14 protein-coding genes are annotated in these 13,016 nt (G+C 37.8%); all 14 read left to right on the forward strand.

The genetic code is table 11. The annotated features are described in order from the left end of the window. Positions 1-81 precede the first annotated feature (81 nt). The 14 genes from DW000_RS01065 to DW000_RS01130 all read left to right on the forward strand — a co-directional run bounded on the left by DW000_RS01065 (position 82) and on the right by DW000_RS01130 (position 13,012). Positions 82-636, forward strand: coding sequence for a lytic transglycosylase domain-containing protein (locus DW000_RS01065; RefSeq protein ID WP_004693001.1), 555 nt, complete (start codon positions 82-84; stop codon positions 634-636). Continuing rightward, on the forward strand, positions 620-1,315 hold the full coding sequence (locus DW000_RS01070) for a hypothetical protein (RefSeq protein WP_004693002.1): 696 nt from the start codon (positions 620-622) through the stop codon (positions 1,313-1,315). Before DW000_RS01065 ends, DW000_RS01070 begins: the two co-directional genes overlap by 17 nt. Before the next feature lie 262 nt (positions 1,316-1,577). After that, positions 1,578-2,036: a ribosome maturation factor RimP gene (rimP, locus tag DW000_RS01075; RefSeq protein ID WP_004693003.1), complete on the forward strand. Its 459-nt coding sequence runs from the start codon at positions 1,578-1,580 to the stop codon at positions 2,034-2,036. A gap of 17 nt (positions 2,037-2,053) precedes the next feature. Then, positions 2,054-3,130, forward strand: coding sequence for a transcription termination factor NusA (gene nusA, locus DW000_RS01080; protein WP_004693004.1), 1,077 nt, complete (start codon positions 2,054-2,056; stop codon positions 3,128-3,130). Between the two features lie 2 nt (positions 3,131-3,132). Next, entirely contained in the window at positions 3,133-3,402 is a 270-nt protein-coding gene (locus DW000_RS01085) for a YlxR family protein (protein WP_004693005.1), read from the forward strand. Positions 3,403-3,414: 12 nt separating this feature from the next. After that, positions 3,415-3,720 carry a ribosomal L7Ae/L30e/S12e/Gadd45 family protein gene (locus DW000_RS01090; RefSeq protein WP_004693007.1) on the forward strand — a complete coding sequence of 102 codons (306 nt, stop codon included), beginning with the start codon at positions 3,415-3,417 and terminating at the stop codon, positions 3,718-3,720. A gap of 15 nt (positions 3,721-3,735) precedes the next feature. Next, positions 3,736-6,183 carry a translation initiation factor IF-2 gene (gene infB / locus DW000_RS01095; protein WP_120054735.1) on the forward strand — a complete coding sequence of 816 codons (2,448 nt, stop codon included), beginning with the start codon at positions 3,736-3,738 and terminating at the stop codon, positions 6,181-6,183. A gap of 9 nt (positions 6,184-6,192) precedes the next feature. Further along, positions 6,193-6,549 carry a 30S ribosome-binding factor RbfA gene (gene rbfA, locus DW000_RS01100; protein WP_004693011.1) on the forward strand — a complete coding sequence of 119 codons (357 nt, stop codon included), beginning with the start codon at positions 6,193-6,195 and terminating at the stop codon, positions 6,547-6,549. 17 nt (positions 6,550-6,566) lie between these two features. Then, complete coding sequence (locus DW000_RS01105) at positions 6,567-7,508, forward strand: bifunctional oligoribonuclease/PAP phosphatase NrnA (protein WP_004693013.1); 942 nt, start codon at positions 6,567-6,569, stop codon at positions 7,506-7,508. 2 nt (positions 7,509-7,510) lie between these two features. After that, the gene (locus tag DW000_RS01110) at positions 7,511-8,452 is read left to right on the forward strand and encodes a tRNA pseudouridine(55) synthase TruB (RefSeq protein ID WP_004693015.1); all 942 of its coding nucleotides are present in this window, start codon (positions 7,511-7,513) and stop codon (positions 8,450-8,452) included. A gap of 2 nt (positions 8,453-8,454) precedes the next feature. Further along, positions 8,455-9,387 (forward strand): bifunctional riboflavin kinase/FAD synthetase, encoded by a 933-nt coding sequence (locus tag DW000_RS01115; RefSeq protein WP_120054736.1) that lies wholly within the window; start codon positions 8,455-8,457, stop codon positions 9,385-9,387. 12 nt (positions 9,388-9,399) lie between these two features. After that, a complete protein-coding gene (locus DW000_RS01120) occupies positions 9,400-10,164 on the forward strand; it encodes a shikimate kinase (protein WP_004693019.1) in 765 nt (254 codons plus the stop codon). Continuing rightward, the gene (locus DW000_RS01125; protein ID WP_004693020.1) at positions 10,164-12,317 is read left to right on the forward strand and encodes an ATP-dependent RecD-like DNA helicase; all 2,154 of its coding nucleotides are present in this window, start codon (positions 10,164-10,166) and stop codon (positions 12,315-12,317) included. Before DW000_RS01120 ends, DW000_RS01125 begins: the two co-directional genes overlap by 1 nt. Further along, positions 12,317-13,012 (forward strand): double zinc ribbon domain-containing protein, encoded by a 696-nt coding sequence (locus DW000_RS01130; RefSeq protein WP_004693022.1) that lies wholly within the window; start codon positions 12,317-12,319, stop codon positions 13,010-13,012. Before DW000_RS01125 ends, DW000_RS01130 begins: the two co-directional genes overlap by 1 nt. Positions 13,013-13,016: the final 4 nt, after the last annotated feature.

Consider the following 13,016-nt stretch of genomic DNA (forward strand, 5'->3'; position numbering starts at 1 on the left):
TTCGTATAATATTAACCTAGTATTTTGTTATATTTTATATCTTGGTGACTATGTATAGTTTCTATATAGAAAGGGGGATATATGAAACGTGCAACGGCAACAGCACTATCTTGTGTCGTACTAGGATGGTTTTATTTTACATATCTAGATGACCATTTGGCGCGTCAGATTGCGTATCCCTTTAACTATAAAGAGGAAGTTATAGCTGCAGCTGAGAAAGAGCAGGTACCTCCATCTTTGGTAGCTAGTGTTATCTTAGCAGAAAGCAAGTATAAAAACACAGCGGAGTCTGAAACGGGGGCTCTTGGATTGATGCAACTCATGCCAGATACGGCTCGTTGGGTGGCACAGCAAGTGGGGCATGGTAACTATACAGATCGTCAACTTAAAGAGCCTACTATAAATATTGAGTTAGGTACATGGTATTTAGGTCACTTGTTAAAGGAATTTAATGGTGATCAGGTGTTAGCATTAGCTGCTTACAATGCTGGTCGTGGTCATGTGGAATCGTGGCTTCGTGAAAATAACTGGAATGGAATGGTCGATACGATTCCGTTCCCTGAGACCCGTAGCTATGTAAAGGCGGTCTTACAGTATCAAGAAAGATATGAGGCGTTATATGGAAACAATTATTGAAGCTTGTAAAGCCTTAGACTATTCTTGGTTACCTCAAACTGTTGACGGCTTTACGTTAGTTACATCTACTGAAAGTGACTATACAATATTAGCTAATCGTATTAGTGCTGGTGAAGACGTATTAAAGGTGCCTATTTTTCACTATCAAAATGAATTGGGGTGGCGTTGGTCTGCCTTATATGATAAAGAGGTAGAGGACTATACAGTACATATAGAAATGCCACTATTTTCCTTTGTGGACATTTCTTTTGTGCGAGCCGATTTAGAGTCTTTTTGGACAGGGCTACAAGAACGATGTGTAAAAGGGTTAACCAATATGTTAATAGAACCTGCTAATAATTTTACTTTTACTTATCGTCGCCGAGGGATTCCTGAATGGGACTTCTCACAAGTTATGCCTGAGGAGTTAGAAGGTTTTGTACGCGATATTGATCCAGCCCATGCGATTCGCATGATTAATGGGTCTTTTATCATCGGCGAATACCACAAGATGGATGAGTGTACAGGCTTACTATTGTATTATAATGAATTGCGTGATGAATACTTTGCGGAACTTCGCTATAAAAGCTATCCAGAAATCGACCATCATTTAGATGCAAAAAATCTAGATGATTTAGCAGTGCTATTGCGTGAGCATTTAGGTGCTATACTAAAAGGCTTGAATGAGCGCATTGATTAAAGTTTGGATAGATTTAACTATGCTATTTTTTGTCATTTTTTGTTTTTATAGAATGACTTATGTGGGATTGGTTTCTTTAATACCCATTCAAAAGCGTAGAATTTGTATATACACAGCAAATGTGATATACTATATATGACTTTTATATAATCTTTTAAAAGAGTGGGCTTATGTCCACTCTTTCATTTATGATTAGCTCAATTTTAGAGTATTTAGAATCAAGAGATATATACAAGATGTAGTAAGTAAGGAGGCGATGGCTATGAAAAGAGAAGCAGTGGAGGAGTTTGTATCCTCTGTAGTTGAAGGTATTATAGCCGGCACCGATATGGAACTCGTCGATGTAGACTATGTACGTGAACGGGATTGGTATTTACGTGTCTACCTTGATAAACCAGGTGGTGTAGATTTGGATGACTGTCAGTTGGTGAGCGAAAAATTAAGTGCTGTCCTCGACGAAAAGGATCCAATTACGGAAAATTATTTATTGGAGGTATCTTCTCCTGGCCTTGATCGAGTTCTAAAGAAAGATAAGGATTTAGTTCGGTATAATGGCCGTGATGTAGATATTCAGTTGTTTAAGCCTGTTAATGGCAGTAAACAATTTACTGGTGCATTACAAGGTTTTACGGACACATCTATCGACTTTACTATTAATGGTGAAAGCATAACATTTGAACGTTCTGCTATTGCACAAATTCGATTACATCTTGATTTTTAATATATGGAGGCATACGAGTGAGTCAAGAATTAATTCAAGCGGTAATGGTGCTTACAAAACAAAAAGGTTTTGCTCCTGAGGTTATTTTTGAATCCTTAGAGGCTGCATTACTGCAAGCATATCGCAAAGAACCAACATCTAATCCAGATGCGTACGTTGTGATTGACCGCGAAACAGGTGTTTATAAAGTAATGGCCAAAAAACAAGTTGTGGAAACTGTTGAATTGCCTGAAACAGAAATTAGCTTGTTGGATGCTCGCAAAAAAGATAAGCGTTTTGAGATTGGTGATGTAGTAGAAGTCGATGTAACTCCTGCTAACTTTGGTCGTAGTGCTGCCCATACTGCAAAACAAATGCTTATTCAACGTTTGAAAGAGGCTGAGCGCAGTGTAGTATATGAGGAATACTACAGTCGTGAAGGTGATATCATCACTGGTGTTATTACACGTGTCGAAGGTAAAAATGTGTTTATCGACCTTGGTAAAACAGAAGCAATTTTACCTCCAACAGAGCAAATTGCCACTGAAACATACCGTGAAGGGGATCGTATTAAATGCTATATCGTAGAGGTTAAGAAAACTACGAAAGGCCCTCAAATTATGATTTCTCGTACACATCCAGGTCTATTAAAACGTCTATTTGAATTAGAGGTTCCAGAAATCTTTGAAGGCGTAGTAGAGCTTAAGTCTGTAGCTCGTGAACCGGGGATGCGTTCTAAAATCGCCGTATATAGTCGTGATGAAAATATTGATCCTGTAGGTGCTTGCGTAGGTCCTAAAGGGCAACGTGTACAACATATTGTTGATGAATTACACGATGAAAAAATAGACATTGTTAAATGGGATGAAGATCCAGCAATTTATATTGCTAACTCCTTAAGCCCTGCGAAGGTTGTATCGGTAGATGTAAGCGAAGAAGAAAAAGCTTCTTATGTAGTCGTACCTGATTATCAATTATCTTTAGCTATTGGTAAGGCTGGTCAAAATGCTCGTTTAGCTGCTAAGTTGACTAACTGGAAAATTGATATTAAAAGCGAAACTCAAGCTGCTGAAGAACCTTTCACAGGTTTTGGCAATGCTGAGGATGGTGAATAGTCATGAAACCAAAATCCCAACCTATGCGTACTTGCGTAGGATGTGGTGAACCTAAGGCAAAACGAGAGTTGATTCGCGTAGCCTTGAGTCCAGACGGCAATATCACTATTGATCGCAGCGGTAAAGCACCAGGACGTGGAGCTTATTTATGTGAGTCTATGTCGTGTTTTGAGCAGGCTTATAAGGCAAAACGATTAGAACGATCATTAAAACATAGTGTATCTAAAGAGATATACGAAGCATTACAACGTGATTTACAAGAGAATGAGTAATCACTGATATACATGAATGAAGATAAAATTTTGAATCTCTTAGGCTTAGCACAACGAGCAGGAAAAGTTATTTCTGGTGATTTTATCGTAGAAAAAGCTATAAAGAGAAAGGAACCGAAATTGGTACTTCTCGCTGGTGACTGTGCAGCCAATAATGAAAAGAAATATACTCAATTAGCAGAAACCCATCACATTCCACTTCACAGTATTGCCAATAAAGAGGCTTTAGGAACGGCCATTGGTAAGGAAGTTAGGGTAGTAGTTGCCGTACTAGATGATGGATTTGCAAAGGCATTACTTAAAGAGATTGATCGATAATAAGGGGGTATGTAGATGTCCAAAAAGCGCGTTCATGAAATCGCCAAAGAGTTCGGCGTAGAAAGTAAGCAGATCATTTCTATCTTGCAACAAAATAATATCAATGTTACGAAAGCAGTTAATTCTGTAGATGATTCAGGTTATGAAATTGTAAAAAAACAATTAGGTAAAAAATCTGAAGCTCCTAAAGTAGCACAAAAAATAGAAAAAAAGGTAGAACAAAAGTCTGCTCCTGCAGCTCATAAACAAGAAGTTGCGTCACATAAACAACATCCAAATCGTTCTAACGAACAGAAAAAAGATAAACATAAACAATCTGGTCAAAAACAAGACGATCAATCTAAACAAAAGGACCATAAAAAAGGCAATGTACGTCATGTACAAATCTCTGAGCCTACACGCAAATCCGATGGTAACCAACATGGTGGAGACCGCGCTAACAATCGCCCTAATAATACCCGCAATAATGATAACCGTAATAACGTTCGTTCTAATGATGCGCGTAATAATGATAATCGCAACAACGATAATCGTAATAACGACAACCGCAATTCTAATAATGATCGCCGTAACAAGAAAAATAAAAAAGGTGGCAATAACCGCCCTCAATCCTTGTTATCTACATCTATGCAAAAAAAGAAGAATCGCGTAAAACATCGTAACGAGCAGTACTTACAGCAAAAAGCAGAAGCTGAACGTAAAGCTGAAGCAGCAATTGCTACAGAAATTGAATTGAGCGGTCCTTTAACTGTTAAAGAATTAGCTGAAAAAATGGGTCGTGAAGTATCTGAAATCATCAAGAAATTGATGCTTTTAGGTGTTATGGCCAGCATTAACCAAGAGGTTGATGTAGATACAGCTACTATTGTAGCTGAAGAGTTCGGTGTAACTGTAACTGAAGTAGAACCAGAAGAAGATCCTACAGATGTTATCGAAATTGAAGATGCACCAGAAACGTTAAAACCACGTCCTCCTGTAGTAACTATTATGGGTCACGTTGACCATGGTAAAACATCTTTGTTGGACGTAATTCGTCAAACTAATGTAACAGCTGGCGAAGCTGGTGGTATCACTCAACATATCGGTGCGTACCAAGTTCGCTACAAGGATAATAAAATCACATTCCTTGACACACCTGGTCATGAAGCGTTTACTGCTATGCGTTTACGTGGTGCAAAATCTACAGATATCGCAGTTCTCGTAGTAGCTGCTGACGATGGAGTAATGCCACAAACTATCGAGGCCATTAATCATGCGAAGTCTGCAGATGTACCTATTATTGTAGCCATCAACAAAATGGATAAACCAGGTGCTAACCCAGACCATGTTAAACAACAATTGTCTGAACATGGTCTTTTACCAGAAGAATGGGGCGGCGATGTCATCATGGTTCCTGTATCTGCTAAACAAAAACAAGGTATTGATGACTTACTTGAAAATATTTTGCTTGTAGCAGAGGTTATGGAATTGAAAGCGAACCCTAACCGTAAGGCATATGGCGTAGTTATCGAGGCTCAACTTGATAAAGGTCGTGGTGCTGTATGTACTGTCTTGGTACAAAAAGGTTCTCTTCGTGTAGGTGATACAGTACTTGCTGGTACTGCATACGGTAAAGTACGTGCCATGACAAATGAGCGCGGTGAAAAAGTAAAAGTTGCTCGTCCGTCTATGCCGGTAGAAATTTTGGGCTTCTCCGAAGTTCCACAAGCCGGTGAAATTATAAATGGTATGGATGACAACGAAGCACGTGCAATTGCTGAAAAACGTATTGCTAAGCAACGGGTTCAAGAATTGCAAGCTACACATAAAGTTACATTAGATGATATTTTCAACCAAATTCAACAAGGCGAGTTGAAGGATCTTAATATTATCATCAAAGCCGATGTTCAAGGTTCTGTAGAAGCATTGCGTCAATCTTTAGAAGGCATCAAAAACCCTGAGGTTCGTATTGTTATTGTTCATGCTGCAGTAGGTGCCATTAATGAATCGGATATCATGTTGGCATCTGCATCTAATGCGATTGTAATGGGCTTTAATGTACGCCCTGATGCTAATGTTCGACGTGCAGCGGAACAAGAAAAGGTTGACTTGCGTACATATCGTGTAATTTATGATGCTATCAATGACGTTGAATCTGCTATGCGCGGTATGTTGGCGCCTCAATTTAAAGAGGTTGTCGTAGGTCGTGCAGAAGTGCGTCAGGTTATTTCCACACCAAAGGCTATTGTAGCTGGCTCTTATGTAACAGAAGGTCGTATTACTAACGACTCTGAAGTTCGTTTAATTCGTGACGGCATCGTTGTATTTGAAGGTAAGGTTGATTCTTTACGTCGATTTAAAGATGAAGTTAAGGAAGTTAAAACATCCTTTGAATGTGGTATCTCCTTAGAAGGATACCGCGACATCAAGGAAGGCGACGTTATTGAAGCTTACCTGATGGAAGAAATTGCACCTCAATTATAGGAGGTTTATATGAGTGATGTTCGTGTCAGAAAATTACAAGAATTTATCAAACAAGAGGTAAGTCAAATGTTGATGCGCGGATTGAAAGATCCGCGTATCGGCTTCACTACTATTACCGATGTTCATGTAACAGGTGATTTACGTGAAGCTACGATTTATGTCTCCTTGTTTGGTTCCGATAAGGAAAAAGAAGATACCCTTATCGCATTAAAGCATGCAGCAGGTCATATTCGTACAGAGCTTGGTAAAGTACTTAAATTACGCCATATTCCTTCCATCACCTTTGATAAGGATACGTCTTTAGACTATAGCATGCATATTGAATCCCTTTTGAATGAAATCAAAAAGGATGAAGAAATAAATTAACAAAAAGGATACAGAACATGAGTAAGATTACTATTAATCAATTACATATGGCTCTGTGTGAAGCTAATTCTATTATGCTAACCGTCCATATTAGACCTGATGGTGATGCTATTGGGTCCATGGTAGCCTTTTACGAAGCCCTTGTAGGACAAGGTAAAACTGTATATATGGTAGTGGATGATGTAGTTCCTGAGAAGTACACATTCTTACGATATACGGACCACATTCATGATGTAGCGTATTTTGAAACTAATCCAGTTGATATTGATATGCTTATGGTTTTGGATGCTAGCACGTATGAGCGAATTGGCAAAGTAGGTGCACTTTGGAGTGCACCTATTTTTAATATAGATCACCATATTTCTAATACAGAATTCGCGGACCATCTATATTTAAAGCCTGACTTTGCTGCTACTGGTGAAATTGTTACCGACTTATGTACAAAATGGAATTGGCCTATCACTGAATCTATGGGTACTGCATTATATATGGCGATTGCTACAGATTGTGGTTTCTTTAAATTTAGCAATACTACAGCAAATACTCTTGAGATGGCTGCCAAATGTGTAGCTGCAGGGGCTAGACCAAATGTTATTTCTGAAACCATAGAAGCCGTATCTGCCAGTCGTTTAGAGTTAACAAAACAAGTTATGCAAACTATCGAGTTTTACAAGAATGATACGATTGCTACCATCGAGTTGAATCGTGAGGCTATGACTATTCTTGGCGATGATACAGATGGTTTTGTAGATATTATTAGAAATGTTGATACTGTAGACGTGGCAATTTTATTAAAAGCAGAAGCTGATGATATAACACGTGTAAGTTTACGTTCCAAAGGTATTGATGTGAACGTTGTAGCAAGCCATTTTGGTGGTGGTGGTCATATTCGTGCTGCAGGTTGCACTATTAATCTACCATTAGAAGAGGCAAAACAAGCTCTCATTGAGGTAATTTAATAATGGATGGGATATTACCATTTTTAAAACCACCTGGCATTACAAGCCATGATGCCGTTGCTATTTGTCGTCGTATTCTAAAGGAAAAGCGCATTGGTCATAGCGGTACATTGGATCCTATGGCTTATGGTGTATTGCCTGTGTTTCTTGGTAAGGCTACGCGCCTTATAGAATACACGGATGAATTTGATAAAACCTATGTAGCAGAATGTAAATTGGGTACTTTTACAGATACTGAAGATAGCTCAGGACAACCTGTATTGCCAGATAATGATATGCTATTGCGAGATGGTATTGTATTGAATCGAGCTATTCAATCTACAGAAATCTCGACAACGATGGTTAAACCAGGCTTTGAAGAATTGGTTAGTATTTTGAGAAAATTTGCTGGCGTTCAGGACCAAAGGCCGTCTAAGTATTCTGCCATTAAAGTAAATGGTATTCGAGCTTATGAATATGCTCGTAAAGGTATTCCTGTAGAGCTACCATTACGTCAAATTCATATTAAAAATATTGAGCTCATTGCTTATGGATTCCCTTTTTTCACGGTTCGTGTGACATGCTCAGGGGGGACTTATATTCGCTCGTTATTACGCGATATTTGTATTGCTTTAGGTATTCCTGGCGCTATGACTTCTTTGGCACGTACTCAAGTAGGCCCTTTTGATATCGGCTCTGCTAAGATGGCCGAAGAATTGATGCTACATGGTGAAAGTCTGTTGTTGCCAACAGATACGGCTGTTTCTCATCTTTCAAAAGTAACTGTAAATAGTGTACAATTAAGAATGATGATAGAAGGCAAGCAGTTACCGATTGGTAAAGAATTTGCTTTCACAGAAATAGGTCAGCTCTATAGAGCTTATGGACCGAATGGTTTTATTGGTATTATGAAACGAAACAACCACACATTAAAAGTGGAAAAAAATATTTTTATTGAAGGATAAGTATGAAGCAACTACATTCGTTTGATGAACTACGTCAAATCAAAGATACAAAAGTATATGCCCTTGGTACCTTTGATGGCATTCATCGAGGTCATCAACGAGTTATACATAAGGCTGTTGAAGAGGCTATATCAGTCGATGGGGTTAGTATCATCATTACCTTCGAGCATCATCCATTGACTATATTACATCCAGAACGAGTACCTAAACGAGTGATTCAAGAAGAGATTATGGATACTGTGCTAGAAGAACTCAAAGTTGACTATATTTTGCGGTTACCTATGACTGAAGCATTATTAAAAATGACTGCAGATGAATTCTTACATGAACTTTGCAATGATATGAATGTGGAAGCTATTGTAATCGGTGAGAACTTTACATTTGGTGCAAAGGCGCTTGGTAATCCAGAATATATGAAACAAGTGGTAGCGGATAAGAATATACGAGTTCTTGTACAGCCTTTATTACCTTGTGATGGTAGTAGTACACCTATTTCTAGTACAGAAATTAGAAAAGCTATTCATGAAGGGCATTTGGAGGATGCAAATCATTGGCTAGGTAGGCCATTCCAGTTTAAAGGAACTGTGATTAAAGGTGATCAACGGGGACGCACATTAGGATTTCCTACATTAAATCTATTACTTCCTAATGAAATGGCTACACCTCCAGACGGAGTCTATGCTAATCGTGTATGTATTGATGGTATTTGGTATGATGGGGTAGGCAATATTGGAGATAATCCAACCTTTAGAAATCAGTACCATAGATGTGAAGTACACGTTTTTAACTTTGACCAAGATATATATGGAAAAGAAGTAATTGTACAGTTCATTTCTTATATTAGAGGGGAAGTTAAATTTAATAATTTACAAGATCTTATCGATCAAATGAAGGTAGATGAAGAACAGGCTCTAGCTATTTTGGCTAATGCATAAAAGGGGGTTCTCATGGATATTAAAGAAGCTCGAAAACAGATAGATAGTATTGATTCTGTATTAGTTACGGAGTTTGAGAAGCGACTCACACTGATTAAAGAAATTGGTAAATATAAGGATGAACATCACTTACCACTTATTGATGAAGAACGGGATGAAAGTATCATTGCTTTACATACTCAAAATTGTAAAGATAAAGTTTTAGCACCTTATGTTGAAAATTATATAAAAACCGTCGTTTCTATGAGTAATGAGTTCTTAAAGGAGCATATGCATAAGCATATTTTTCTCATTGGTATGCCTGGCGCAGGTAAAACTACTGTTGGTAAGGTTCTAGCAAAAGAGTTAGGCCGCGACTTTTTCGATCTAGACCAAACGATTCAAGACAAGGTAGGTAAATCCGTTCAAAATATTTATATTTACGATGGTAAAGATGCTTTCAGTGAATATGAATATAGTACAATCAAAGAATTAATTCACAATAAACCATCTGTCATTGCTACAGGTGGCGGCACTGTTACCTATGATAAAACTGTTAAATTGATGCGCAATAATGGTCTTGTTGTATTTGTTAACCGCGATGTAAATCATATTTTAGATGATTTGGATCTAGAGATTCGTCCGCTTGTAAAAGAAAGTATCGAATATATTTTTAATGTATATGAAGAACGTTATCCTTTATATGAAGAAGTAGCACATATTAAAATTGGTAACGAAGGCAGTATTACCGATGCAGTGCAAGAAATTATTGAAGCTTTGCCGAATACGGAGAAATAATGGACGCCATACGAGGATTTGTATACCGAACTATATATGAGAATACACAACGTACATATTGCGTGTTTATCCTAAAAGATTATAATGAGGAATACATTACTTGTACTGGCAAATTTGAGTCTCCTAAAGAAGGGGAAGACATCGAAGTACGGGGCCGCTATGTAGAACATGAAAAGTACGGCCGCCAATTTGATGCGAGCAGTGTTGAAAAGTTAAAACCTGATAATATGGGTGCTGCCAAGACTTATTTGTTGAATCTAGGAATAAAAGGTTTTGGTGAAAAATCCGTAGAGAAGGTACTAGAATATTTCGGTATTCGTATTTTAGAAATTTTACGGGAAGAACGTCCAGAAGAGATTAAAGATGTTCCAGGTCTCCGAAAGAGTGTTAAGGATGAGCTATTCAATACCTTACTTGGCGAAGGTATTTTATCTGATTTAAATCATTTTTTTGAAAGTCATCACATTTCATCGAAATGGAGTCGTATTGTATATACCTATTATGGTGTGCAGTCTGTCGCAGTTATAGAGGATAATCCTTATACATTATTACGTGTAGCACCGGATATGCTTTTTGGTACGGCCGATACACTAGCAGAGCATCTTGGTATTAATGGTAGTGATACACGCCGTTTAGAGGCTGGTTTAGAATGGATTCTACGTAGTCTAGATAATCAAGGTCATACATGTTTACCAGTAGACCAACTTATCGGTCGACTTGACGATTTATTACAAACTGATGTAGATGATATTGCGAACTTTATTGAAAGCCTGCTGGAACAAGGTGCACTGTATAGTACGTATTATGAAGATATCTTATATATCTATCCGCCAGAGATGTATGTTTCTGAAGTGGAAGGTGTCCACTATACTCGTGAGTTTCTATTAGAAGCTGATCCAATAGCATTAGATATTTCTAGTTTTATTGAAAAGTTTGAACGAGACAACTACATTATCTTTGGTGATGCTCAAAAAGAAGCTATACAGCTCTCATTTTTTGAAAAGTTTTCTCTTATAACTGGTGGTCCTGGTACAGGTAAAACAACTATCATCAAGGCACTAGTAAAAGGTTTCCAACTCGGTGGATTGGGGCGCATTATACTTTGTGCTCCTACGGGACGTGCTGCAAAGCGTCTGACCGAGGCCACTGAGTTTGAAGCTACTACAATTCATCGTCTATTGGTACCTGTTCAAGGTAGTGACTCCTATGACTTTACAAAGAATGAAGATGATCCTCTAGATATAGATGTCATTATCATCGATGAAGCATCTATGCTTAATGTGCGTTTATTCTATTCTTTGATGGCTGCTATTCCAAAGGAAGCCCATGTCATTATTGTGGGTGACGTAGATCAATTACCACCTATAGGTGCTGGGTTCGTATTAAAAGATTTATTAGATAGTGATTGTGTGCCCTATACACGACTTAATCAGATTTATCGTCAAAGCTCTGGTAATACTATCGTTGAAAGTGCTTACGCAATTAACCGTGGTGAAATGCCTAACCTGGAAGGTGTGAGCGAAGAGTTTTCTTTTATTCCTGTTAAATCTTATGACATGATGATGAAAGCCATCATTGATGTATATAAACGTGAACAAGAGACGATAGAGGATGAATTAGATATTCAAATTATTTCTCCTATGCGCCGTGGTGAAGCAGGTAGTACATTGATATCACAATATGTACAACAAGCCGTAAACCCTCCAGATAGCTATAAGGGAGAAGTTCGTGTCAATGGCATTACGTATCGCGTTGGGGATAAGGTTATTCAAATTCTCAATGATTATGAGTTAGAAGTGTTTAATGGCGAAATTGGCGTTATCTATGCTATTACGCGGACCGATATTTGTATCCGATTTATCCATAAAGAGGTTCGTCTACCTATCGATGAAGCACATATGATTATGCCTGCTTATGCTATTACGGTCCATAAGAGTCAAGGTAGTGAGTATGGTGTAGTTATTATTCCATTTGTTCCACGTTATGGTGGTATGTTACAACGTAATTTGTTGTATACTGCTGTTACACGGGCAAAGCGTAAAGTAATCATCGTTGGTACTACGAGCGCAGTTGAACGTGCTGTGCGTACTGTTAATGCCGATGAACGTTACACATTGTTTAAAGAACGACTACAAGGGAGATGTGATTCGTAATGAGTCTTTGGGATTTCCTATTTCCACCTGTATGCCCTCACTGTGGTGCACCTGTGGCAACACAAGGGGATTGGTGTAAAGCTTGTTTTACAGATTTATTACATATTCGTCATGTACCACATAAATTTTTACACTATGTAGATGATGTATGTGTGTTGGCCGAATATCGTGGTGGTCTAAAGTCTATGATTTACGATGTAAAATTTAATGAAAAAAAGGAGCAGTCCAAAGGGGCCGCTCCTTTTTTAGTATCGTACAACTTTTACATGAAATATAATGAGTCTAATATTGTGAATAGTAATTGTAAAATTATGTATGATTATATTGTTCCTGTACCATCTAGCGAAAAGAAAAAAGCTAAGAGAGGATATAATCAAGTAGATTTATTCTTTCTTGAATGGGCTCATTCTTTATGGGAGATAGATAGAAAAAACTTTAAATGGTTAGATTGTATATACAAGTTTGATACTTCTCGAGATATGTGGGGATTAACAAATAAAGAAAGACATCAAAATATTGATGATGCCTTTGTTATATGTGCTGATTATAAGGATATTGATTTTACCAATAAGAATATATTAATTGTTGATGATATATATACTACAGGTGCCACAATTGAAGCTGTAGCAAAAGTCTTACAAAAGCATAAAGCGCTACGCATTGATGCCCTTACGCTGGCTAGTGGTAGTTTCTAATCTT

The sequence above is a fragment of the Veillonella sp. AF36-20BH genome, from assembly GCF_003602765.1.
In the GTDB taxonomy this organism is placed as follows: domain Bacteria; phylum Bacillota; class Negativicutes; order Veillonellales; family Veillonellaceae; genus Veillonella; species Veillonella hominis.

What these genes read in the sequence shown, in the direction of transcription:
- DW000_RS01065 (WP_004693001.1), top strand. Translation starts at nt 82, where the DNA reads ATGAAACGTGCAACGGCAACAGCACTATCTTGTGTCGTACTAGGATGG.
- DW000_RS01070 (WP_004693002.1), top strand. Translation starts at nt 620, where the DNA reads ATGGAAACAATTATTGAAGCTTGTAAAGCCTTAGACTATTCTTGGTTA.
- rimP (WP_004693003.1), top strand. Translation starts at nt 1,578, where the DNA reads ATGAAAAGAGAAGCAGTGGAGGAGTTTGTATCCTCTGTAGTTGAAGGT.
- DW000_RS01085 (WP_004693005.1), top strand. Translation starts at nt 3,133, where the DNA reads ATGAAACCAAAATCCCAACCTATGCGTACTTGCGTAGGATGTGGTGAA.
- DW000_RS01090 (WP_004693007.1), top strand. Translation starts at nt 3,415, where the DNA reads ATGAATGAAGATAAAATTTTGAATCTCTTAGGCTTAGCACAACGAGCA.
- infB (WP_120054735.1), top strand. Translation starts at nt 3,736, where the DNA reads ATGTCCAAAAAGCGCGTTCATGAAATCGCCAAAGAGTTCGGCGTAGAA.
- rbfA (WP_004693011.1), top strand. Translation starts at nt 6,193, where the DNA reads ATGAGTGATGTTCGTGTCAGAAAATTACAAGAATTTATCAAACAAGAG.
- DW000_RS01105 (WP_004693013.1), top strand. Translation starts at nt 6,567, where the DNA reads ATGAGTAAGATTACTATTAATCAATTACATATGGCTCTGTGTGAAGCT.
- DW000_RS01110 (WP_004693015.1), top strand. Translation starts at nt 7,511, where the DNA reads ATGGATGGGATATTACCATTTTTAAAACCACCTGGCATTACAAGCCAT.
- DW000_RS01115 (WP_120054736.1), top strand. Translation starts at nt 8,455, where the DNA reads ATGAAGCAACTACATTCGTTTGATGAACTACGTCAAATCAAAGATACA.
- DW000_RS01120 (WP_004693019.1), top strand. Translation starts at nt 9,400, where the DNA reads ATGGATATTAAAGAAGCTCGAAAACAGATAGATAGTATTGATTCTGTA.
- DW000_RS01125 (WP_004693020.1), top strand. Translation starts at nt 10,164, where the DNA reads ATGGACGCCATACGAGGATTTGTATACCGAACTATATATGAGAATACA.
- DW000_RS01130 (WP_004693022.1), top strand. Translation starts at nt 12,317, where the DNA reads ATGAGTCTTTGGGATTTCCTATTTCCACCTGTATGCCCTCACTGTGGT.